Origin of the sequence: Marinomonas ostreistagni, assembly GCF_016461785.1 — a bacterium.
GTDB classification, from domain to species: domain Bacteria; phylum Pseudomonadota; class Gammaproteobacteria; order Pseudomonadales; family Marinomonadaceae; genus Marinomonas; species Marinomonas ostreistagni_A.
In genome coordinates, this window is record NZ_JAEMUH010000013.1 from 75,667 (window position 1) to 97,015 (window position 21,349).

The 21,349-nt window shown below is 44.9% G+C and carries 20 protein-coding genes; 14 read left to right on the top strand and 6 right to left on the bottom strand.

Annotated elements, in window-relative coordinates; translation table 11 throughout:
- Nucleotides 1–20 precede the first annotated feature (20 nt).
- The 9 genes from mutL (at nucleotide 21) to JHD44_RS13955 (ending at nucleotide 9,618) form a co-directional block, all read left to right on the top strand.
- Nucleotides 21–2,033: a DNA mismatch repair endonuclease MutL gene (gene mutL / locus JHD44_RS13915; RefSeq protein ID WP_199463377.1), complete on the top strand. Its 2,013-nt coding sequence runs from the start codon at nucleotides 21–23 to the stop codon at nucleotides 2,031–2,033.
- A gap of 3 nt (nucleotides 2,034–2,036) precedes the next feature.
- Nucleotides 2,037–2,969 (top strand): tRNA (adenosine(37)-N6)-dimethylallyltransferase MiaA, encoded by a 933-nt coding sequence (gene miaA / locus JHD44_RS13920; protein WP_199463378.1) that lies wholly within the window; start codon nucleotides 2,037–2,039, stop codon nucleotides 2,967–2,969.
- Between the two features lie 88 nt (nucleotides 2,970–3,057).
- A complete protein-coding gene (gene hfq, locus JHD44_RS13925) occupies nucleotides 3,058–3,303 on the top strand; it encodes an RNA chaperone Hfq (protein WP_067097470.1) in 246 nt (81 codons plus the stop codon).
- A gap of 35 nt (nucleotides 3,304–3,338) precedes the next feature.
- Nucleotides 3,339–4,628: a ribosome rescue GTPase HflX gene (gene hflX, locus JHD44_RS13930; protein WP_199463379.1), complete on the top strand. Its 1,290-nt coding sequence runs from the start codon at nucleotides 3,339–3,341 to the stop codon at nucleotides 4,626–4,628.
- A 38-nt stretch (nucleotides 4,629–4,666) separates the two neighbouring features.
- Nucleotides 4,667–5,905 (top strand): FtsH protease activity modulator HflK, encoded by a 1,239-nt coding sequence (gene hflK / locus JHD44_RS13935; protein ID WP_199463380.1) that lies wholly within the window; start codon nucleotides 4,667–4,669, stop codon nucleotides 5,903–5,905.
- Nucleotides 5,905–6,771 (top strand): protease modulator HflC, encoded by an 867-nt coding sequence (gene hflC / locus JHD44_RS13940; protein ID WP_199463381.1) that lies wholly within the window; start codon nucleotides 5,905–5,907, stop codon nucleotides 6,769–6,771. Before hflK ends, hflC begins: the two co-directional genes overlap by 1 nt.
- Nucleotides 6,772–6,890: 119 nt before the next feature.
- The gene (locus JHD44_RS13945) at nucleotides 6,891–7,088 is read left to right on the top strand and encodes a DUF2065 domain-containing protein (protein ID WP_199463382.1); all 198 of its coding nucleotides are present in this window, start codon (nucleotides 6,891–6,893) and stop codon (nucleotides 7,086–7,088) included.
- Nucleotides 7,089–7,102: 14 nt separating this feature from the next.
- Nucleotides 7,103–8,278: an ATP phosphoribosyltransferase regulatory subunit gene (locus JHD44_RS13950; protein WP_199463383.1), complete on the top strand. Its 1,176-nt coding sequence runs from the start codon at nucleotides 7,103–7,105 to the stop codon at nucleotides 8,276–8,278.
- Between the two features lie 41 nt (nucleotides 8,279–8,319).
- Nucleotides 8,320–9,618 carry an adenylosuccinate synthase gene (locus JHD44_RS13955; protein WP_199463384.1) on the top strand — a complete coding sequence of 433 codons (1,299 nt, stop codon included), beginning with the start codon at nucleotides 8,320–8,322 and terminating at the stop codon, nucleotides 9,616–9,618.
- 115 nt (nucleotides 9,619–9,733) lie between these two features.
- Here JHD44_RS13955 and JHD44_RS13960 read toward each other — a convergent pair whose 3' ends face one another.
- On the bottom strand, nucleotides 9,734–10,729 hold the full coding sequence (locus JHD44_RS13960) for a GGDEF domain-containing protein (RefSeq protein WP_199463385.1): 996 nt from the start codon (nucleotides 10,727–10,729) through the stop codon (nucleotides 9,734–9,736).
- Between the two features lie 179 nt (nucleotides 10,730–10,908).
- Between JHD44_RS13960 and yegD the strand changes: the two genes are divergently transcribed.
- Nucleotides 10,909–12,270, top strand: coding sequence for a molecular chaperone (yegD, locus tag JHD44_RS13965; RefSeq protein ID WP_199463386.1), 1,362 nt, complete (start codon nucleotides 10,909–10,911; stop codon nucleotides 12,268–12,270).
- A gap of 30 nt (nucleotides 12,271–12,300) precedes the next feature.
- On the opposite strand, the gene JHD44_RS13970 is transcribed toward yegD, so the two are convergent.
- The 5 genes from JHD44_RS13970 to JHD44_RS13990 all read right to left on the bottom strand — a co-directional run bounded on the left by JHD44_RS13970 (nucleotide 12,301) and on the right by JHD44_RS13990 (nucleotide 16,475).
- Nucleotides 12,301–12,705: a DUF2069 domain-containing protein gene (locus JHD44_RS13970; RefSeq protein ID WP_199463387.1), complete on the bottom strand. Its 405-nt coding sequence runs from the start codon at nucleotides 12,703–12,705 to the stop codon at nucleotides 12,301–12,303.
- A 99-nt stretch (nucleotides 12,706–12,804) separates the two neighbouring features.
- Complete coding sequence (gene wrbA, locus JHD44_RS13975; RefSeq protein WP_199463388.1) at nucleotides 12,805–13,407, bottom strand: NAD(P)H:quinone oxidoreductase; 603 nt, start codon at nucleotides 13,405–13,407, stop codon at nucleotides 12,805–12,807.
- Nucleotides 13,404–13,751: an arsenate reductase (glutaredoxin) gene (gene arsC, locus JHD44_RS13980; protein WP_199463389.1), complete on the bottom strand. Its 348-nt coding sequence runs from the start codon at nucleotides 13,749–13,751 to the stop codon at nucleotides 13,404–13,406. Before arsC ends, wrbA begins: the two co-directional genes overlap by 4 nt.
- Before the next feature lie 93 nt (nucleotides 13,752–13,844).
- Entirely contained in the window at nucleotides 13,845–15,572 is a 1,728-nt protein-coding gene (locus JHD44_RS13985; protein WP_199463390.1) for a proline--tRNA ligase, read from the bottom strand.
- A 33-nt stretch (nucleotides 15,573–15,605) separates the two neighbouring features.
- On the bottom strand, nucleotides 15,606–16,475 hold the full coding sequence (locus tag JHD44_RS13990; RefSeq protein ID WP_199463391.1) for an SMP-30/gluconolactonase/LRE family protein: 870 nt from the start codon (nucleotides 16,473–16,475) through the stop codon (nucleotides 15,606–15,608).
- Nucleotides 16,476–16,559: 84 nt separating this feature from the next.
- Here JHD44_RS13990 and JHD44_RS13995 point away from each other — a divergent pair, with 84 nt between their 5' ends.
- From JHD44_RS13995 to JHD44_RS14010, 4 genes are all read left to right on the top strand, one after another.
- Nucleotides 16,560–16,988 (top strand): HIT domain-containing protein, encoded by a 429-nt coding sequence (locus JHD44_RS13995; RefSeq protein WP_199463392.1) that lies wholly within the window; start codon nucleotides 16,560–16,562, stop codon nucleotides 16,986–16,988.
- Between the two features lie 77 nt (nucleotides 16,989–17,065).
- Nucleotides 17,066–18,769, top strand: coding sequence for a DUF2786 domain-containing protein (locus tag JHD44_RS14000; protein WP_199463393.1), 1,704 nt, complete (start codon nucleotides 17,066–17,068; stop codon nucleotides 18,767–18,769).
- Between the two features lie 180 nt (nucleotides 18,770–18,949).
- A complete protein-coding gene (locus JHD44_RS14005; RefSeq protein ID WP_199463394.1) occupies nucleotides 18,950–20,467 on the top strand; it encodes a fumarate hydratase in 1,518 nt (505 codons plus the stop codon).
- A gap of 181 nt (nucleotides 20,468–20,648) precedes the next feature.
- A complete protein-coding gene (locus JHD44_RS14010; protein WP_199463395.1) occupies nucleotides 20,649–21,344 on the top strand; it encodes a response regulator transcription factor in 696 nt (231 codons plus the stop codon).
- The last annotated feature ends 5 nt before the right edge of the window (nucleotides 21,345–21,349 follow it).

Consider the following 21,349-nt stretch of genomic DNA (forward strand, 5'->3'; position numbering starts at 1 on the left):
TTATCTCGCAAAGGAATTTTATGTCTAGAATTAACTTACTATCTCCGCGCTTGGCCAACCAAATTGCGGCCGGAGAGGTAGTAGAGCGTCCCGCATCTGTTGTAAAAGAGCTGCTTGAGAATAGTTTGGATGCTGGTGCATCACAACTTGATATTGATGTTGAGCAAGGTGGTGTTCGCGGTATTAAAATCCGCGATAATGGTCGCGGTATTGTTAAAGATGATCTTTCATTGGCACTTAGTCGTCACGCGACCAGTAAAATTATCACGCTTGATGACCTAGAGGCAGTATCTACACTGGGGTTTCGTGGTGAAGCTTTGGCCAGTATCAGCTCTGTTTCTCGTTTGCATTTAACGTCCTGTGCTGAAGGTGAAAGCGCGGCGTGGCGAGTTGAAGCGGAAGGAAAGGATATGGCGACGTCTGTCCGTCCTGCCTCACACCCTCAAGGTACAACCATAGAAGCTCGAGATCTTTTTTTTAATACTCCCGCTCGTCGTAAATTTCTTCGTACTGAAAAAACCGAGTTTGGTCATTTGGAAGAAGTGGTCAAGCGTTTGGCGTTAAGTCGTTATGATGTGGGTTTTCGCCTAAATCATAACGGCAAGCAAGTGTATGATCTGAGGCCTGTGCAAGATCAACTGCATGCTGAGCATCGATTAGCGACTTTGCTGGGTAAGAAATTCATTGAAAATGCACTGACCATTGATGTGGAAGCAGCAGGATTGCGCTTATGGGGCTGGATTGGTTTGCCCACATTTTCACGCTCACAGGCTGATCTACAATACTTCTTTGTAAATGGTCGCGTAGTACGTGATAAGTTGGTTGCTCACGCAGTGCGTCAGGCTTATCGGGATGTTTTATATAATGGACGTCATCCTACCTTTGTTCTCTATCTTGAGTTGGACCCGGGAACAGTAGACGTCAACGTGCACCCCACCAAGCATGAGGTTCGTTTCCGAGATGGGCGGTTGGTGCATGATTTTCTGTTCAGTCGAATCCATAAAGTTCTTGCTGATGTTAGGCCTGAAACTGGTATGTCAGGTAGTGCTGAAAACCCCATTCAAAAGCAAGAGACTCAAATCCAAGAGCAGGAGAATTTGGGGTTAGGGCATCCTAGCCAGGCTCGCGATGTTTCTTGGATGAGCTCTGGTCAAAATACGCAGCCAGAATCTCAAAGTTATTCTGGAAATGGTTTTTCTGGTTTAGGTAGCTATGCACCTAAAGGTTCGCCGGATAGTGCGCACGTTGCTGGACAGTTAGGTGTTGTTGCTCAAATGAGTGACTTTGCTGGGCAATTTGTGCGCGAGGAGATTGATCCCGAAACTGGTGAAATTATGCAGGTTACAGAGCCAGAATCGTCGATTCCAGAGCAGTATTCAGGTTCGGTTTTACCGCAAGTAGATGTTGGTACAGGGCGAGTGCGTGAACCGCTTCCAAGAGAAGGTGTAACGCCGCCACTTGGTTTTGCAGTGGCTCAACTGCATGGCATTTATATTCTTTCAGAAACAGAGCAAGGCATGATTATTGTGGATATGCATGCGGCTCATGAACGAATTGTTTATGAACGTATGAAAACTGCGTTCTATTCGAAAAATGTTCCGTCACAGCCGCTCTTAGTGCCCATTAATGTGTCTATCTCTCAGGCTGAGGCTGATTTAGTCGAAGATAATCATGATGTGTTTGTTCAGTTTGGCTTTAACATTGAGCGTTCAGGGCCTGAAAGTGTCATGGTCCGGGAAGTGCCGGTCATATTGATCAATGGTGATATCGAAAGTTTAGTGCGTGATGTCATCAGTGATCTTGTGGTAAATGGCACAACAGACTTATTGCAAGCAAGGGCCAATGAATTGATGGCGACTATGGCTTGTCATGGTGCCGTCCGAGCAAATCGAAAATTGTCCATTGCCGAAATGAATAGTCTTCTGCGAGATATGGAAATCACAGAGCGCAGTGGGCAGTGTAACCATGGACGTCCAACTTGGACTCAGTTGTCGATGTCTGATTTAGATAAATTGTTTTTACGAGGCCGTTAAGTTATGTCCAAACCTAAAGTTGTCTGTTTGATGGGGCCAACGGCTTCCGGTAAAACAGGCCTAGCAGTCGAACTGGCCAGCCAGCATGGCTATGAGATCATCAGTGTCGACTCTGCGCTTGTGTACAAAGGGATGGATATTGGTACGGCTAAGCCTGATGCTGAAACTTTGGCGCAGGCTCCCCATCGTCTAATAGATATTATTGATCCAAGTGAAAGCTATTCAGCAGCAGATTTTATGGCCGATGCTTGTCGAGAAATAGATGACATCGTTGCGCATGGAAAAACGCCGCTATTGGTTGGTGGAACAATGATGTACTTCAATGCTTTGCAGAAGGGGCTTGCTCCGATGCCTGCAGCGGATCCTGCTATTCGTGCTGAATTTGAGCAACATGCTGCAGAGTTTGGTTTGGGGAGTTTGCATGATCAGCTGAAGCAGATCGATCCTGTGGCTGCTGAACGCATTAACCCAAATGACCCACAGAGGTTACAGCGGGCGTTAGAGGTTTTTCGGTTAACAGGTAAAACAATGACGCAGCTTTGGGCGGAGCAGGAAGCTCAAGAGCTGCCGTTTGATATGATTAACTTGGCTGTTATGCCCCAAGACCGCGCAACCCTCCATCAGCGGATAGAGCAGCGTTTCGAGATCATGATGGAGCAAGGCTTTTTGGCAGAAGTGGAGGCACTTTATCAGCGCGGGGACTTATCGATTGATATGCCTTCTATACGTTGTGTAGGGTACCGTCAGCTCTGGCAATACCTTGAGGGAGAGGATTCTCTAGAGGATGCTATCTTTAAAGGGGTCGTCGCGACTAGACAGTTGGCAAAACGTCAGCATACTTGGTTACGTGGCTGGGACAATTTGGTGATATTCGATAGTTTACAAAAGGATCTTTTAGGACAAACCTTGAAATACTTGCAAAGCGAGATTATATAAGGGGAAATCAGGAAAATTTTGTTGTATTATCTATAGTATTGTTTTGCCAATATTTTAATTATAAGTTTGCTTGCTTAAGGAGAATCCGATGTCAAAAGGGCAATCACTACAAGACCCTTACCTAAATGTGCTTCGCAAAGAGAGAGTGCCTGTGTCAATCTTTCTTGTGAACGGTATTAAACTACAAGGACAAATCGAGTCATTTGATCAGTTCGTGATCTTGTTGAAAAACACTGTTAGCCAAATGGTGTACAAACACGCAATCTCGACGGTTGTCCCTTCTCGTACAATTCGTCTACCGTCCCCTGATCAGGCGGAAGATGCTGCAGAATAAGTTTGCTCGACTAGAGCAAGCAGAGGTTATATAACTTGTTTTTCGAACGCCCAGAAAGTGGTGAAATTGCTGTATTAGTCCATATCGATTTTAATGATCAAGAAGATAGACATGGACCTGAAGAATTCGTAGAACTCGCTATCTCTGCTGGTGCAGACCCTGTCGCAGTCGTGACAGGGTCTCGTCAAAGACCTGACTCTAAGTTCTTTGTCGGCACTGGTAAGTTAGATGAAATCAAAGACATTGTGATTAGAGAAGAAGCTCAAGTAGTGCTTTTCGATCACTCGCTGTCCCCATCCCAAGAACGTAATCTTGAAAGTGTCCTTAAATGTCGAGTGCTAGACCGTACCGGCCTTATCCTTGATATTTTCGCCCAGCGTGCGCGCACCCATGAAGGTAAGTTGCAAGTAGAGCTTGCTCAGCTTCAGCATATGTCAACTCGCTTGATCCGCGGTTGGACCCACCTTGAACGCCAAAAGGGTGGTATTGGTATGCGTGGTCCTGGTGAAACGCAGCTCGAAACTGACCGTCGTTTATTGCGAGATAGAATAAAAGCGATCCAAAAGCGTCTTGAGAAAGTAAACTCTCAGAGGGATCAAAGTCGTAGAGCTCGATCTCGTTCTGATGTGCCTACTATTTCTTTGGTTGGCTATACCAATGCTGGTAAATCAACTTTGTTTAATAGGGCAACAGGAGCAGAGGTTTACGCAGCGGATCAGTTGTTTGCAACTCTTGATCCGACACTGCGTCGGCTGGATCTTGAGCAAGTCGGGCCGGTGGTGTTGGCGGATACCGTAGGATTTATCCGAAAACTGCCTCACCGACTCGTTAAAGCATTTCAGGCGACTTTGAAAGAATCTGCAGAGGCGGATTTGTTGCTTCACGTTGTTGATGCGGCGGACATTAATCGAGATGAAAATATTGCCGCAGTAGATGATGTGTTAAATGAGATTGGCGCAAATGAGCTGCCAATGTTGAAGGTTTTTAATAAAATTGATGCCTTACCCACTGGTGAAGCCAGGATTGATCGTGATGAGCAAGGGAACCCAACGCGAGTTTGGTTGTCTGCACGTGAAGGGGTTGGCATTGATTTGCTTGAGCAAGCGATTGCGGAGTTGCTATCTGACGAAATCGTTAAAGAGACCATTATTGTGCCAGCAAATTTAGGTCGCTTTAGAGCGATGCTTTTTGAACAAGGCGCTGTAAAGGGCGAGACTTATGATGAGTTAGGGCAATCTGTGCTTGAATTATGTTTGCCTCGTAAGGATTATTTGCAAATTCTTGCTAGAGTAGGTATGTCTGAAGAGCAAGTTCAGGCGGCCTAAATAACCGGATTATCATTACAAGAAAGTGGAGATGTAGTATGGCCTGGAATGAACCGGGTAATAACGACAACGACCCATGGAACACGGACAAGAACCGTAATAACAATGGGGGGCGTAACCAAGAGCCTAATAATGACCCTTGGGGTCGTCAAGGACAGAACGGTGGTAAAGATCAATCGCCGCCTGACTTGGATGAGGCTTTCGGCAAGCTAATGGATATGCTTGGCGTGAAAAAGAAGCGCGGTGGTAATGGCGGTTCTGGATCTGGTGGTGGCCCAGGTATGGGAGGCAAATTAAGCGGTGGTCTGTTAGGTGTCGTCGTAATTGGCTTATTTGCTCTTTGGGCAGCTACAGGTATTTATCAGGTGGATCAGCAAGAACGAGGTGTTGTGCTTCGTTTGGGTAAGTTCCATGAAACGGTAATGCCTGGTCTTCATTGGAATCCGCCAATGATTGATTCTGTTGCTAAGGTTAACGTTACTAAAGTTCGTTCACATGACCACAAGGCATTAATGCTGACGGTTGATGAGGCGATCGTAGAAGTTGGCGTTTCTGTTCAATACTCCATTGATAATCCACGTGACTTTGTCATTAACGTGCGTTCTCCAGAAGACTCTCTAGCGCAGGCCGTTGAAAGTTCTTTACGCCACGTCGTTGGTACCACTGAAATGGATCAAATCTTAACAGAAGGTCGTGAAGTGTTAGCGGCTGACGTGAAAGATCGACTTCAGTCATATATTAATGATTACGGTACTGGCCTATTGATTTCCAAGGTTAACGTTGAAAACACTCAAGCACCTAACCAGGTGCAAGAAGCGTTTGATGACGTTATTAAAGCGAAAGAAGACGAGCAGCGTGTTCGTAACGAAGCTGAGTCGTACGCTAATGGCATCATCCCTGAGGCGCGTGGTCGAGCTCAGCGTATTCGTGAAGAGGCTGAGGCGTACCGTTCTGAGGTAGTTGCTCGTGCGCAAGGTCAAGCAGATCGTTTTGATCGTTTGTACCAAGAGTATGTGAAAGCTCCTCAGGTAACGAAGCAACGTTTGTATCTAGAAACATTAGAAACGATCTATAAAGATTCAAACAAAGTCATCATCGACTCGAAAAATGGCAACAACATGATGTATTTGCCGCTAGATCAGATTATGAAACAGCGACCAGCAACGTCCAATGCTAGCAGTATGGGCTCATCGTCTATTAGCTCATTAACCGATCAAGTGATTGCAGAGATTCGTAGTCGTCAATCGGGAAGTTCTGTACGTGAGGGGAGAAACTAATGAAAAACCTATCTTTTGCGATTCTTTTTATCGTACTGGCTGCGGTTTTAGTGGCTTCTCAAACTCTGTTTGTTGTTAAAGAGACAGAGCGAGCAGTGGTGCTTAAATTTGGTGAAATCGTACGTGATGATGTACAACCAGGTTTACACTTTAAACTGCCTGTAATGAATGAAGTTAAAATGTTTGATGCGCGAATTCTGACAATGGACTCTCGTCCTCAGCGTTACCTAACGCTTGAGAAAAAGGCGGTGATCGTTGATTCGTATGTTAAATGGAAAATTTCCAACGTGGCTCGCTTCTATCAAGCGACTTCAGGTGATGAGTTTGTTGCTAACCGAGTGCTTTCATCTCGTGTAGATACTGGTCTACGTAACCAGTTCGGTGAGCGAACCATGCATGAAGTAGTGTCTGGCGAGCGTGAAGAGCTAATGACTGAGCTACGAGATCGTATCGATAGTGTTGCTCAGACTGAACTTGGTATTACGATCGTTGATATCCGAGTGAAACGAATCGACCTACCGCCAGATGTTAGTGAATCCGTTTACCAGCGTATGCGTACTGAGCGTGAGCGTGAAGCGCGTGAGCATCGCTCTAAAGGTTTAGAGTTGGCGGAAGGTATTCGTGCGGATGCAGACCGACAGCGTGTTGTTCTTGAGGCTGAAGCACAGCGTGATGCTGAAATGATTCGTGGTGACGGCGATGCGCAGGCCGCTGCGATCTATGCTCAAGCATATCAGCAAGACCCAGAGTTCTTTGATTTCTACCGTAGTTTGCAGGCTTACCGTGAGAGTTTTGCGAACAATGGCGACTTGTTTGTACTTGATCCAAACAGTGAATTCTTTAAGTACTTTAAAGAGACCAATTAATTCTCTGTTTTTGGCTGACTTGTCAGTGCATTATGCCTGTAAGTCAGTCACCAATTCATGATAGAATCAACAAAACCGGGCAAGGCCCGGTTTTTTAATGGTCAAAATATAGAGAGTCTATGCAGGAATTGTTGCATTCGCTTCTGGTCGGTTTCAGTCTTTTTTTGATTGCCGAAGGGGTATTACCATTTTTAAAGCCTAATTTGTGGCGCGAAATAATGGTAAAAGCGATCTCAAGCTCTGATCGGAGTTTAAGATTGTTAGGGGCGGTGAGTATGTTTCTTGGATTAACGCTCCTATTTCTGGCCCGAAGCTAAGAGGATACAGTTTAATGACACTAGCAGATCGCTGGTTGCTTCCAGATGGGGTTGATGAGGCTCTGCCAAAACAGGCTGCCAAAATTGAACACCTTAGAAGAACCCTGCTAAACCTACATGAAAGTTGGGGTTACCAATTGGTCATTCCACCTCTCATCGAATACCTAGATTCTTTACTTATCGGTGCAGGTTCCGACCTTGAAATCGAAACGTTTAAAGTTATCGATCAACTTACCGGTCGTCTTATGGGGATCCGGGCCGACTTCACATCTCAAGTAGCTCGTATTGATGCTCATTGCCTTAAAAATGATGGTGTAGAGCGACTAAGCTATTGCGGCAGCGTGTTACGCACAACGCCAGCAGGTCTAGATGGAACTCGCAGTCCTATTCAACTGGGTGCCGAGCTCTATGGTCACAGCGGTATTGAAAGTGACTTAGAGATTCTTTCTCTTATGCTGGACACTTTAACTCAAGCTGGCTTGGCAAAGTTAGTATTAGACGTTGGTCATATTGATGTCGTTCGCGGCGTTATGGCAGCATCTGGACTCACTAGTGAGCAGGAAGCGAAGATTGCTTCTTTGTATCGTGCCAAGGGGTTGCCTGAGTTAGAGACTTACTTAGCAACACAAAGTGTTGAGACACAAGCTAAGCAGTGGTTGCTAGCTCTACCACGCTTGTGTGGTGGTGTTGAGGTGTTGGACAAAGCAGAGTCTATCTTAGCAGATGTGAGTGAATCCGTTTCTAACGCTTTAGCTCAAATTCGTGCCGTTGCCGATGTGGTGGCGACGCGCTTTGGTGTCGTTGGTTTGCACTTTGATCTGTCTGATATGGAGTCCTACAGCTATCATACGGGCCTAGTTTTTGCGGCATACGTACCTGGACACGGCAATGCTGTTGCCCGAGGCGGGCGTTACAACTACATTGGCGAAGTGTTTGGTCGTTCACGTCCAGCAACAGGTTTCAGTACTGATGTGAAAACGCTTGTGTCTCTAGTAGATGTAGTGGTTGAGGACCGTTCTAGTGTTCTAGCGCCAGCAACGCACAATGACGCACTTTGGCAAAAGATTAAGTCCCTGCGAGCAGAGGGCTATCGTGTGATCCAGCAATTAGATCAAGACACAAATGCATCAGATTTTGATTTCCAGTTAATTGCCAAAGGTGATGACTGGGAGTTGGTAAAAGTTAATTAATCGATTATCGGTTTAGAACAATCTTAAGCGAGACCATAAAAATGGGTAAGAACGTTGTTATTCTAGGCACTCAATGGGGTGACGAAGGTAAAGGTAAGGTCGTAGACCTTCTAACAGAAGATGTTGCTGCAGTGGTGCGTTTCCAAGGCGGCCACAATGCAGGTCATACTTTGGTAATTGACGGCAAGAAAACTGTCTTGCACTTGATTCCTTCTGGCATTCTTCGTGACGGTGTTCAGTGTGTCATCGGTAACGGTGTTGTATTGTCTCCAGCTGCATTGCAGAAAGAGGTTAAAGAGCTTGAAGAACAGGGTGTACCTGCTGTTGAGCGCCTAAAAGTCAGCCCAGCATGTCCTCTGATCCTGCCATACCATATTGCTATGGATCAGGCTCGCGAAATTGCTAAAGGCGATAAGAAAATTGGTACAACTGGTCGTGGTATCGGCCCTGCGTACGAAGACAAAGTAGCTCGTCGTGCTATCCGTGTAGCGGATATCCTAGATAAAGAGCGTTTTGCTGAAAAGCTAAAAGAAGTATTGGCATACTACAACTTCATGCTAGAAAGCTTCTACAAAGTAGAGCCAGTGTCATTTGACGAAGTGTACGAAGAAGGTCTGAAAATGGCTGAATTCCTGCGCCCAATGGTTGCTGATACAATCACTCTTCTTCATGACTTGCGTAAAGCAGGTAAGAACATCATGTTCGAAGGTGCTCAAGGGTCTCTACTTGATGTTGATCACGGTACATACCCGTACGTAACGTCTTCAAACACAACTGCTGGTGGTGCGCCTGCAGGTACTGGTTTTGGTCCTTTGTACCTAGATTATGTGCTAGGTATTACGAAAGCATACACAACACGTGTTGGTGCCGGTCCATTCCCAACTGAGCTTGATTGTGAAAACGGTCAGCGTCTGGGTGAGCGTGGCCATGAATTTGGTGCGACGACCGGTCGTCAGCGTCGTTGTGGTTGGTTCGATGCGATGGTTCTTCGCCATGCAGTACAAATCAACTCAATCTCTGGTATCTGTCTAACAAAATTAGATGTTCTGGATGGCTTTGAAACAATCAAAGTATGTGTTGGCTACCAAAATGCTAACGGTGAATCTGTTTCAGGTTCATTGGTTGACAGCGAAGGCTACGAACAAGCAATTCCTGTTTACGAAGAGCTTCCAGGTTGGTCTGAGTCTACTGTGGGTGCGCCAAGCTTTGAAGCGCTACCAGCTAACGCTCAGGCTTACATCAAGTTCATCGAAGAGAAAATCGGAGTACCAGTAGATATTATTTCTACAGGTCCTGATCGTAACGAGACAATTGTTCTACGCGACCCATTCAAAGCGTAATAGCGATTTGATTAAAAAAACCGAGACAGTGTCTCGGTTTTTTGGTATCTGATGTCTAGGTAAAAAACGACAGACAAAAAAATAGCTACCGAAGTAGCTATTTTTTCAATAGAGCCTAGAACAGATCAATATCGCCATGTGTGACATTGTTGTCTTTGGCAAGGCCTGCCTCTACGATGTCGTCGTAAAAAGTCACTTGGTTACGGCCGTTTTCCTTACTATGGTATAAAGCTTGATCTGCCTGATCCATTAATGTCACATGGAAGGTGTCTTTCTGGAATTCGCATACGCCCGCACTGATTGTAATAGGATCTAAGTCATTCATTACAATAGACTGAACATTGACTAGAAGCTGTTCGAGTAGCGCTTTACATTTTGATTTGGTCAATCCGCGCATTAAAGCAACAAATTCTTCACCTCCGAATCGAAACAACATGTCATCTTGGCGGAAGGTTTGTTGTAAAACTCTTGATACATGAATTAAAACTTCATCACCATATAAATGACCTGCACTGTCATTAATAGCTTTAAAGTGGTCCAAATCAATGATGGCAATCCAATTAGAAGTGCATTCATTTTCATCTTCAAAAGCTGCGCCTTGATATAGTTTTACTATTGATTCTTCAAAGGTCTTTCTATTCATTAGACCAGTTAGTTCGTCAGTTTGTGACTCTGCTAGTAAAGAGCTGAAGTTAGCATAAATGCTTAGCATGCCTTTGATGATGTAGCTTTCAGAGCGGCTTGGTTTGTTGTTGAGAGTGATAATTAGGTACTGGTTCTGTTGTCGACTTTGTTGCAGTACATGAAAAGAGGTGTACTGCTCGTCGTGTGCTTTCATGAGTTCATCTAGGTGCCAAGTGTTAATGTAGTCAAGGGAAGCTTTCATGCTGTCTGAAACATTAATATCTTGGTAGCGATATTCACAGTTATCGCCATTGCTAAGAGATATTTCTGATGTTGGTTCGTCTTGCCCATTCAGGGTAAGAATGGATGTACGAATAGGGTTTAGTATTTCACGGATGCTTTTAAGTAGGCTAAAGACCAGTAACTCTTTATCTCTTTGCGAGGTGAAGTTCTCAATATGGTGCAATATGTTATTTGAAATGCTCAAACCTACAATCCCCTAGGTACAACGAAGTAATTGTTTATAGCAAGTAACTATAACAGAACTTCATTATATACTCTTTGCTTTAACTTCTACAGCCGTAAAATGATCGAGAATTGTTACTTATCCTTACAGTTATTGTGTGATAAAGTCCGCGCCCGAATATTTTTTGATAGGTAGCTTTTGTGTACTGCGGTTTTGATTACGGCACATCAAATTGTGCGTTAGGCGTCTTGGAAAATGGTAAACCTCGTCTAGCTAACCTAGAAGGGGAACATAAGTACTTACCTTCAACGGTCTATGCATTAAGTCGAGATTTCATAAGTGAGGGTGTTGCAAAAGGGCTTTCTGATGCATTCCGTTCTGATTTTATTGAAATGCGTAAGGGGATCCTAAGTCGTGCTCGCCGCTTTCGTATAGAAGAAGATTATGATGTTGACGATCAGGTTTTGTTTTTCGGCAGAGAGGCATTTTCTGAGTATTACCAGTTTCCGGATGAAGGATACTTTGTAAAGTCTCCAAAGTCCTTTCTTGGTGGGGCGGGACTACGTGCTGAACACATTCATTTTTTTGAAGATGTTGTTACCGTCATGATGATGAATGTTAAGCAGCGCTCCGAAATAAACCTACAGCAAAACATGAAGCATGCTGTAATAGGGCGCCCTGTTAATTTTCAGGGTATCAATGCGGAAGAAAGCAATCAGCAAGCCTTATCAATTCTAACTGTTGCGGCTAAAAGGGCTGGTTTTGATAGTGTTGAGTTTCAGTATGAACCAATTGCAGCGGGACTAGATTTCGAACGTAATCTCGAAAACGATCAGACAGTATTAGTGGTGGATATTGGTGGTGGTACCAGTGACTGTGCCATGGTTCGAATGGGGCCAAGTTATCGGGATCGATTGGATCGTGCAGGAGACTTCTTGTCGTACACTGGTGAGCGTGTCGGTGGTAATGATCTAGATATCCAGCTTGCGGGTCGTCAAGTTATGCCTTTATTTGGTATGGGTGCAGAGCTGAAAACAGGTTTGCCGATGCCGACACAGTTGTATTGGAATGCTGTGACAACCAATGATGTCACAGCTCAGGCGACGTTTAGTAGTCAAGAAACAAAACAACAAATGGACCAGTTGCGTTTAGATATGGTTAAACCTAATCTGATGGATCGCTTCAAGATCATGCGTGAACATAAGCATAACTTTCATGTTGTCAAAGATTCGGAAGAAGCAAAGATAAAGCTCTCAGAGCTGGAGCAGGTGTCTGTGGATTTAGGTTATATTGAAGAGCTGCTGTGCTTAGATATTAACAGAGAGCAGTTTGCCCAATCTATAATTCACCCAGTTGAAAAAATGGTGACGCTTATGTTGGATGCAATAGGTCAAGCTGGCGAAAAGCCTGATGTGATCTACATGACAGGTGGGTCCGCAAAGTCTCCAGTGATTCAAGCGGCTGTTCGTGAACATATTGGAGATATCCCTTTACTAGATGGAGATCACTTTGGCAGCGTAGCGAGCGGCTTAACTGTGTGGGCTGATCGCATATTCCGCTAAAGGCATTTGTTAGTTCATTTCACAATAGGGTTAAGCAATAGGCAATTCACTTAACCCTTTCCAGCGTGCGTAAAGCATTCCAAGGCAGAAAAGGCCTGCTCCAAGCAAAGCTTCACTCATGCCAATCGGCCAAAGTGTAGGATGAAACCAATGTGTTATTCCTGCAGTGAAGTAGAATAAGCTAATGAAACAGATACCGATGGCGCCTTTGTAACTGCCATTGATATTGCCCCATAGTGATAAAGCTAGCGGCAATAAGACGGCGCTCAGTAAAAGTAGTGGGTGTTGTAACTCAATTTCAGACAACACGAGGTGCCACCAGATCAAAACGAGCATTAATCCAATATGATTTAATATCAGGATAGGGCGAAAAGAGCGGCATAAACTCAGATAGTGCTGTTGCTCAGATGCGGAGATTGAAAATCGTTTTGCCATAGCTTAGTTCAATGCTTAGTCAATAAATGAGCGAGCTATAATACTTTCTAATAACTCGCTTTGTATTGATTTAGGTCGTATTGAACGTAGTGAGGTGGCTTAGTGTTTCTTTAGTTTAGTGGCCAGTTCGGCAATACGCTGGCCCTGAGCTTCGCACAATGCAATTTCTTCGTCACTTAAGCCTGTGTACTGGGTGTGGGGGGCAAAATGAGTTACGCCGTAAGGCGTACCACCTGTCGCTGTGTGTATCAGGTCTTTGTTCTTATAGGGGAGCCCAGCCCAGATCATGCCGTGATGAAGCAGTGGGATCATCATGGATTGAATAGTCATTTCATGGCCGCCATGCATGGTGCTTGCGCTAGCGAAACCACAAGCAGGCTTGTCTGCCAGTTGGCCGCTCATCCATATTGGGCTGGTTTGATCGAGCATTAATTTTACGGGTGCCGCCATGCTGCCAAAATAAGAGGGGGAGCCAATAGCTAAGCCATCGCATGCAGCAAAATCCTCAACTTCACAGTACGGATAGCCATCCTCAGGTAGCGCAGGGCTCGTTTGCTCATGGCTAAATGAGGCTTCGGGTAGTTGGCGAATGACGGCATGAGCATTAGGTACTTTTTGTACGCCACGAGCAATGTGTTTAGCCATGGCTGCTACAGAGCCATGGCGAGAGTAAAACACAACCAGAATATTGGCTTGGCTCATGAGAATAGCTCAAGTACGGATTCTGGTGGGCGACCAATTTTCGCTTTGTCATTATGAATAACGATTGGACGCTCTATCAGCTTAGGGTTTGCTGTCATGGCTTCGATCAATGCGTCTTCATTGGGCTCTGACTTAAGGTCTAATTCTTTGTAGATGTCTTCTTTAGTGCGCATAAGCTCACGAGCTGATGTCATACCAAGTTGGTTAAGCAGAGTTTTGATTGTGTCGTTTGAAGGGGGAGTTTGTAGATACAAAACCACTTCTGGAGAAATGCCTTGTTGCTCAAGAAGAGCTAAGGTTTCACGAGATTTTGAGCAACGAGGGTTATGGTAAATTGTTGTCATGTTGACCTCAGTAAAGGCTTAAGTTTTGTCTTAGCTGTGGATCAGATAAGGCGGCAAGATAAATTGTTAAAGCTTGCCGCCTTTGATTTGAGATTACGCTAATTTTTGCTGAATGAAGGCTAGGGCATCAGCAACAGCAACGTCTTCGCCGTCACCAGTTTCACGGCTCTTGTACTCAAGAGTGCCTTCTTTCAATCCACGGTCACCAACCACGATACGGTGTGATATGCCCAGCAGTTCGCAGTCTGAGAACTTAACGCCTGGACGTTCTTTACGGTCATCAAGAATTACGTCAACGCCCTGTGCAAGCAGTGCGTCGTAAAGCTCATCACAAGCCTCCTTAACACTATCAGACTTCTCGTAGTTCATGCCTACAATAGCCACTTCAAACGGCGCAATGGCTAGCGGCCACTTGATGCCTTTGTCATCAAAGTTTTGCTCAATTGCAGCCGCCACAATGCGAGAGACGCCAATGCCGTAACAGCCCATGTGCATGACTTGAGCTTTACCATTTTCATCCAGTACCGTCGCTTTCATCGCTTCAGAGTAGGTTTGGCCTAGTTGGAAAATATGGCCCACTTCGATGCCGCGTTTAATAACGATAGAGCCTTGGCCGTCAGGAGATGGATCGCCTTCAACGACATTGCGAATATCTGCTACCTCAAAGTCATCACAGTCACGGCCCCAGTTTAGGCCGGTGAAGTGGTAATCGTCTTTATTCGCACCAGCACAGAAATCAGAAATCACAGCAGCGGCACGATCAACAACGACTTTTACGCCTGCTTCTTTTAGGCCGCGAGGCCCGATAGAGCCTGGCTGACAGCCAATCTTGGCAACAATATCTGCTTCGGAAGCAAATTCGAATGGAACGACAGCGCCTTTCAGCTTTTCAACTTTGATCTCGTTGATAGTGTGGTCGCCGCGCAGAACCAAAGCAATAATCGTACTTTCACCCTCTTCATCAACACCTTTGATAAGCATGGTTTTAACCGTCTTCTCAACAGGTAGCTTCAAGAATTCAGCAACAGCAGCAATGGTTTTGCAGTTCGGTGTGAAAACTTCTTTAATTTCTTCTGTTGGTGCATCTGGCGCTTGTTTTAGGCAAATTGCTTCAGCTAGCTCTACGTTGGCAGCAAAGTCAGAAGAATCGCTGAACGCGATATCGTCTTCACCAGAGTCCGCTAGTACGTGGAACTCGTGTGAGTAGGCACCACCGATAGAGCCTGTATCCGCTTGAACAGGACGGTAATCTAGGCCGATGCGATCGAAAACCTTGCAATATGCGGAGTGCATTACATCGTAGGTTTCTTGAAGCGACTCGGCAGAGATATGGAACGAGTAAGCATCTTTCATTAAGAATTCACGTGAGCGCATGACACCAAAGCGCGGGCGTACTTCGTCACGGAACTTTGTCTGAATTTGGAATAGATTAAGTGGCAACTGCTTGTAGCTGCTTAATTCGTTACGAGTAATATCAGTGATAACTTCTTCGTGTGTTGGGCCAAGGCAGTAATCACGGTCGTGGCGGTCTTTAAGACGAAGTAGCTCTGGTCCGTATTTTTGCCAGCGGCCAGTTTCTTGCCAAAGCTCAGCGGGTTGAACGCCTGGCATACTCACTTCAAGAGCGCCGGCTCTTTGCATTTCTTCTCGAACAATGTTCTCTACTTTCTTAAGCACTTTTACGCCAGTGGGTAGCCATGTATAAAGGCCTTTTGATACTTGTCGGATCATACCCGCACGGATCATTAGCTGGTGGCTCGCGACGACCGCATCAGATGGGGCGTCACGAAGAGTAGAAAAAAGATAGTTGCTTGCGCGCATAATATGTCGTCTTTCTAAAAATAAGTGATGAAATTAACCCGCAAAGCGGAATTCAATTTGGCCTTCATTTTCAACATCTAAGGCGAAGATGCCGCCGGCTTGAGGGAATTGCTCAAGCTCTGCGTCTGTTTGTGCTGCTCGGCAAGTAGATACAAATAATGTCTTCATATCTTCGCCGCCAAAAGCCACCATCGTTGGGTACGTCGCAGGCAGCGGGTATTCTGCTAGGATTTGACCCTCAGGGCTGATTTTTACCACACGTTGGCCTTGGTAAAGTGCCGACCAGTAGTTGCCGTCTGTATCAACAGCCGCGCCATCTGGGCGTCCATTGCCACGAGGAAACTCGATAAAAGTGCGCTTATTAGTCGCTTCACCAGTTGTTACATCATAATCAAATTTGTAAACGATGTGGTTTGGTGTATCTGAGTAATACATGGTTTTTTGATCTGGTGAAAAAGCTAGCCCATTTGATGTCCATGCCGCTTGATCCAGCAGGCGTTTTTCGCCTTTTTCAAACTGATATAAACCACCTAAGAATGCATCTTTCGGAGAATACATTGTACCTGCTAAAAAGCGACCTCTTGGGTCACAGCGCCCATCATTGAAACGCGTGGTTTTTTGATCGTAATCGGCTTTCCAGTATGGCTCCAGCGGAGCATCGAAGTCAGCAAAGGTGTAAACCCCAGAGCGAAAGGCTGCAATAAACCCACCGCTTTCTGATAAAGCGAAGCAACCAATTTCTTCATCAAATCTGCGTACTGAGTGATTACCAGATGCAGTGTTGTAAGCATGCAATTCAAAGGAATCAATGTCGACAAAGTAAAGAGTCTGGGATTGTTCATCCCAGCGAGGGCACTCTGCGAGTTTGGCTTGTGCGTCAAAGACACAACGCATTTCCGTCATGGGAACTCCAAGTCGTAGGGTAGAATTAAAAATAGAATGCTATAGTGCTTATGTAAGGCCATAAAGTAAATAGGAAGTCGTTACATGTTTGAATTAGATGCAGTTTTAGAGAAGGATTCTGTGCTCATTGGTGATCTAAAACTTTGCCAGGTAAGGCTTATAAATAATCGTAATGCGCCATGGGTTATTTTGGTTCCTAAAAGAGCCTTTATAGAGGAAATCCATCAGTTAGGTCATGCGGATCGCAATCAGCTTATGGCAGAAAGTTGCCTATTGGCGGAAACAATGCAGGACCTTTTTACCCCTGATAAATTGAATATTGCCGCTATCGGCAATAAAGTTCGCCAATTGCACCTTCATCATGTTGCTCGTTTTGAGTCAGATGAGTGCTGGCCTGAGCCTGTTTGGGGTAAATTGTCCCCTGTATGCTATTCTGATCAAGAGTTGGCCAATATTTTGCAAAAAATCAAAAGATTGCTTGGTGATGAGCTGGTTGAGTTAGATGAAGTCTAATAAATGATTGGCTTTGAGAGCATATGAGTCTCCTCATTATTGGGATAACAACCATACAAGACTAGGACATTAGAAGAATGAGTATTAGACGAAGAAAAAAAGCAGTGAATAAAGTAGTTAAACTACTTAATTTAGCAACATCGACTAATTCCAGTGAATCCTCCATGGCTTTGCGCCATGCTGAATCTATCATTTTTCAAAATGGGCTGTCTCAAGGTGATATCCCAATGTATCAGCTTTGCGATAGAACAATGCTGTTTAAGGTGAGTTGGAATGGGACTCCACGCCATATTAAAACGGAGCGTCCTTCAACAACGACGGAGAGTTTTACTCAAAGGCGATTTAGTGAAAAGCCTACCGAGGCAAGTCGATCTTATGCTGGTGCTAAAACCATTCTGGATGATATCGCTGATGATCTGGCTGCAACGCAAGAAGGTGAGTGCAACGAGCAGGCGAGAGCAGATGTGAGAGAATCGCCAGAGCATTTTGATGGAGACGCAGATCTGTTCTCAACAGAGTCTTCAGGTGCGGATACGATGGCTGAAGTTGAGGAAGAATCCCAGCCTGAAGCTAAAGTGGATGAAATGGATGGTTGCTGTGGTCACGATGAAGACACTGTTGGTACGGATGAATTGCAGGAAGAAATGAAGCAACAAAACGACGAACTTAACGATGTAGTAGATCAAGAAGAGCGATTCTTCTCTCATGATAATGTAATCAATGCTGCCAACGCATTTCGCCCTTCGGGTGAGCAATTTAAAGAAACGCTGCGTAATCAGTATGCTTCTAGTAATCCTGATGTTCCGTTTGAGCAGGACGCATATTGGTCAAAGGTCCATGGTTTGCTCATGGACTTTGATGAATCTGAAGTGCTGGTTGAAATGGATGGTCTTGAAAGCCAGCTAACTCTTGCTCAAGAGGCGCTCAAGGCGAAGCGAAGTGAGAGAGCGGCAGTAGAACAGGAAGAGTTAAAAGAGAGAACTGAGCGTGCTCGCATTGAGCAGAGTTTTGAAGAAGCAATTGAGAGGGCTTTTCAGGCAAGAGCTGTTGCCTATGAAGCATGGGAGTCAAAGCGAGCTCAGTTGCGAATGGACTCGATGCGCGCTGAGCAAGATGCACAGCAAGGTTATACCGAGCTAACAGAGCGTATGTCTAGTTGCAAAGAGCAATACGCCCAGCATCTTCAGCTTAAAGAAGATTACCGTGCTGCGAAAATAATGCATGAATTGCGTCGTCATTTGGCCCTGGCCGCAAAGGGAGATGAGCAGTCTATTCAATCTTACGATATGGTCATCAATATTATGTCTGAAAGTGACTTGTCGCTTAGAGATTTAGAGTTTTCAGATATTCGTAATAAAAGCCTTTTCATTCGGTTGTTAGAGCGTGAAGCGGCACAAATTTCAGATGTTCATGAACGCGAAGTATACACTGAAGAGATGCTTGATAAGTTCCTATTAGCCAGTCGGCAGGAGCAGCCAGCTAAAAACTCAGAAAACCCTATTGAGCGTGTAGAGCGACTGTTAAAAAGCATCGAAGGAGTAGGGCACTTCGAGAGTCAAAAAGTCATTGAGCAAGTGCTAAAGTTAATGGAGTCTCACCAAGTTAGTGTTCGAGATCTCGATTATGGTTGTATTAATAAATATTCCGTTTTTATTTGCTTAATAAACTGGGAAGCAGAACAAATACACTCTCTGACTGAGCGTGAGAAGTTTACCTCTTCGATTTTAGAGGATTACGTGCAATATTCAGTGACCAATCCTCGGTCTTCACAAAAAGCCTAACAATCGTTCGAATTAGCTATAAAGACCCCTGCTAGGATTGTTCTGGCAGGGGTTTTTGGTATTGATATGGTGAATGTACGGTATATTTAATGAAAATTTTGCTTTTGCCTTTCAAACCCACTGCGCATCTTTTAACATTCTGCCTCCACATAAAAATATAATACTCAGCAGGAGAGTCGCATGAGCATTATCAAAGAAGATGATCTGATCACTAGCGTTGCAGACGCGCTTCAGTTTATCTCTTACTACCATCCTCTAGATTTCGTAAAGGCAGTACACGAAGCCTATGAGCGTGAAGAGAGTCAAGCTGCAAAAGATTCTATGGCTCAGATCCTTATTAATTCGCGCATGTGTGCGGAAGGTAAGCGTCCGATTTGTCAGGATACCGGTATTGTTACTGTTTTTGTCAAAGTGGGTATGAATGTTCAGTGGGAAAGCGCTATGAGCGTTACTGACATGATTAACGAGGGTGTTCGTCGCGCCTACCTCCACCCTGACAACGTATTGCGTGCATCGATTCTTGATGATCCTGCTGGTGCACGTAAAAACACCAAGGACAACACGCCTGCAGTGATTCATATGGAAATTGTTCCAGGTGATACTGTTGAGGTGCATGTTGCAGCAAAAGGTGGCGGCTCAGAGAACAAATCTAAGCTTGCGATGCTTAATCCTTCGGATTCAATCGTTGAATGGGTTAAAAAGACGGTACCAACAATGGGGGCCGGTTGGTGTCCGCCAGGTATGCTGGGTATAGGTATTGGTGGTACCGCAGAGAAAGCCATGGTGATGGCGAAAGAATCTCTAATGGAGCCAATTGATATTCATGAATTGAAGGCGCGTGGCCCACAAAATCGTGTTGAAGAGCTGCGTCTTGAGATCTTTGAAGCGGTGAATAATTTGGGTATCGGTGCACAAGGTCTTGGTGGCTTGACGACCGTTCTTGATGTGAAAATCATGGATTACCCAACTCACGCAGCGTCTTTGCCAGTGGCAATGATCCCTAACTGTGCGGCAACACGTCATGCGCACTTTGTATTAGATGGTTCTGGTCCTGCGGATCTTGTTCCGCCATCATTAGATGATTGGCCAGATATCACTTGGGAAGTGGGTGAAAACGTACGTCGTGTAAACCTAAATGAAGTGACGCCAGAAATGGTGAAAGAGTGGAAGCCAGGCGAAACAGTTCTTCTTAACGGCAAAATGCTGACTGGCCGTGATGCGGCGCATAAGAAGATGGTTGAGATGATGGCGAACGGTGAAGAGCTGCCTGTTGATCTGAAGGGTCGCTTTATCTACTACGTAGGTCCAGTGGATCCAGTGAAAGATGAAGCGGTAGGTCCGGCAGGCCCGACCACGTCTACCCGTATGGATAAGTTCACACACACCATGCTTGAAAAGACAGGCTTGCTTGGCATGATCGGTAAAGCTGAGCGTGGTCCAGTTGCTATTGAAGCGATCAAAGAGTTTGGTGCTGTTTACTTGATGGCTGTTGGCGGTGCTGCGTACTTGGTATCTAAAGCAATCAAGAAGGCTGAGGTTGTAGCATTTCCAGAGTTGGGTATGGAAGCAATCTACGAGTTTGATGTGGTTGACATGCCAGTTACAGTTGCTGTTGATGCTGCGGGTACGTCAGTTCATTTGACTGGCCCAGCTGAATGGAAAGCGAAAATTGAAGCGCAAGTAATCGAAGTTAAATAACACTTGATTAGTTAGAGCTTTTCGAAACGCCCTACCGGAACGACCGGCGGGGCGTTTTTTATGGGTCAAACTGTCAGCCCTATTGCAAATATTGTCAGATCTTTGAAAAGAGGGGTTTATTTGCTCGCTTACTACCATACTATGGATCTGTCAAATAACTTTACAATATTAAGGGCTAGACATGGTTAAATTGCTATTGGCTGATGATGATGCACGCTTGTCAGATTTGGTGAAAGAGTACTTCGATGGAGAAGGTTATGAGGTCACTCATGTGTGGAATGGTCAAGAAGCTTTGGATCATATGGAGCAAGAGCGACCTGATATTGTCATCCTTGATGTCATGATGCCAGTTTTGGATGGCTTTGAAGCGCTAAAGCAAATTCGAAACAAAAGCTCTATTCCAGTTATTATGTTAACTGCAAAAGGGGATGACATTGATAGAATTTTAGGTCTTGAAATGGGAGCGGATGATTATCTATCAAAACCGTTTAATCCTCGTGAGTTACTGGCGCGTATCAAGGCTATTTTACGACGCTCTTCGCAGGAGAAAGAAGATGATCCAATGTCAGATCTGTCTTTATCTGATGTGTTGTTAAGGCGTCGTGATCGTACTGTATATCTGCATGATGAGGTGGTTGAGTTAACCACATCTGAGTATGCGTTGCTTGAATGTATGATGATGGTGCCAGGACAGGTAATGACTAAGCAAGAACTGTCAGAAAAAGCGTTGGGTCGAAAGCTGACGATGTATGATCGTAGTTTGGATATGCATATCAGTAACCTACGCAAAAAAGTTGGCAGTTTTGAGAATGAAGAACCTCGTATTAAAACTGTTCGGGGTGTCGGGTATATTTTTGTAGATGGAGCTGAATGCTAGTCATC

What these genes read in the sequence shown, in the direction of transcription:
- mutL (WP_199463377.1), top strand. Translation starts at nt 21, where the DNA reads ATGTCTAGAATTAACTTACTATCTCCGCGCTTGGCCAACCAAATTGCG.
- miaA (WP_199463378.1), top strand. Translation starts at nt 2,037, where the DNA reads ATGTCCAAACCTAAAGTTGTCTGTTTGATGGGGCCAACGGCTTCCGGT.
- hfq (WP_067097470.1), top strand. Translation starts at nt 3,058, where the DNA reads ATGTCAAAAGGGCAATCACTACAAGACCCTTACCTAAATGTGCTTCGC.
- hflK (WP_199463380.1), top strand. Translation starts at nt 4,667, where the DNA reads ATGGCCTGGAATGAACCGGGTAATAACGACAACGACCCATGGAACACG.
- hflC (WP_199463381.1), top strand. Translation starts at nt 5,905, where the DNA reads ATGAAAAACCTATCTTTTGCGATTCTTTTTATCGTACTGGCTGCGGTT.
- JHD44_RS13945 (WP_199463382.1), top strand. Translation starts at nt 6,891, where the DNA reads ATGCAGGAATTGTTGCATTCGCTTCTGGTCGGTTTCAGTCTTTTTTTG.
- JHD44_RS13950 (WP_199463383.1), top strand. Translation starts at nt 7,103, where the DNA reads ATGACACTAGCAGATCGCTGGTTGCTTCCAGATGGGGTTGATGAGGCT.
- JHD44_RS13955 (WP_199463384.1), top strand. Translation starts at nt 8,320, where the DNA reads ATGGGTAAGAACGTTGTTATTCTAGGCACTCAATGGGGTGACGAAGGT.
- JHD44_RS13970 (WP_199463387.1), bottom strand. Translation starts at nt 12,705, where the DNA reads ATGGCAAAACGATTTTCAATCTCCGCATCTGAGCAACAGCACTATCTG.
- wrbA (WP_199463388.1), bottom strand. Translation starts at nt 13,407, where the DNA reads ATGAGCCAAGCCAATATTCTGGTTGTGTTTTACTCTCGCCATGGCTCT.
- arsC (WP_199463389.1), bottom strand. Translation starts at nt 13,751, where the DNA reads ATGACAACAATTTACCATAACCCTCGTTGCTCAAAATCTCGTGAAACC.
- JHD44_RS13985 (WP_199463390.1), bottom strand. Translation starts at nt 15,572, where the DNA reads ATGCGCGCAAGCAACTATCTTTTTTCTACTCTTCGTGACGCCCCATCT.
- JHD44_RS13990 (WP_199463391.1), bottom strand. Translation starts at nt 16,475, where the DNA reads ATGACGGAAATGCGTTGTGTCTTTGACGCACAAGCCAAACTCGCAGAG.
- JHD44_RS13995 (WP_199463392.1), top strand. Translation starts at nt 16,560, where the DNA reads ATGTTTGAATTAGATGCAGTTTTAGAGAAGGATTCTGTGCTCATTGGT.
- JHD44_RS14000 (WP_199463393.1), top strand. Translation starts at nt 17,066, where the DNA reads ATGAGTATTAGACGAAGAAAAAAAGCAGTGAATAAAGTAGTTAAACTA.
- JHD44_RS14005 (WP_199463394.1), top strand. Translation starts at nt 18,950, where the DNA reads ATGAGCATTATCAAAGAAGATGATCTGATCACTAGCGTTGCAGACGCG.
- JHD44_RS14010 (WP_199463395.1), top strand. Translation starts at nt 20,649, where the DNA reads ATGGTTAAATTGCTATTGGCTGATGATGATGCACGCTTGTCAGATTTG.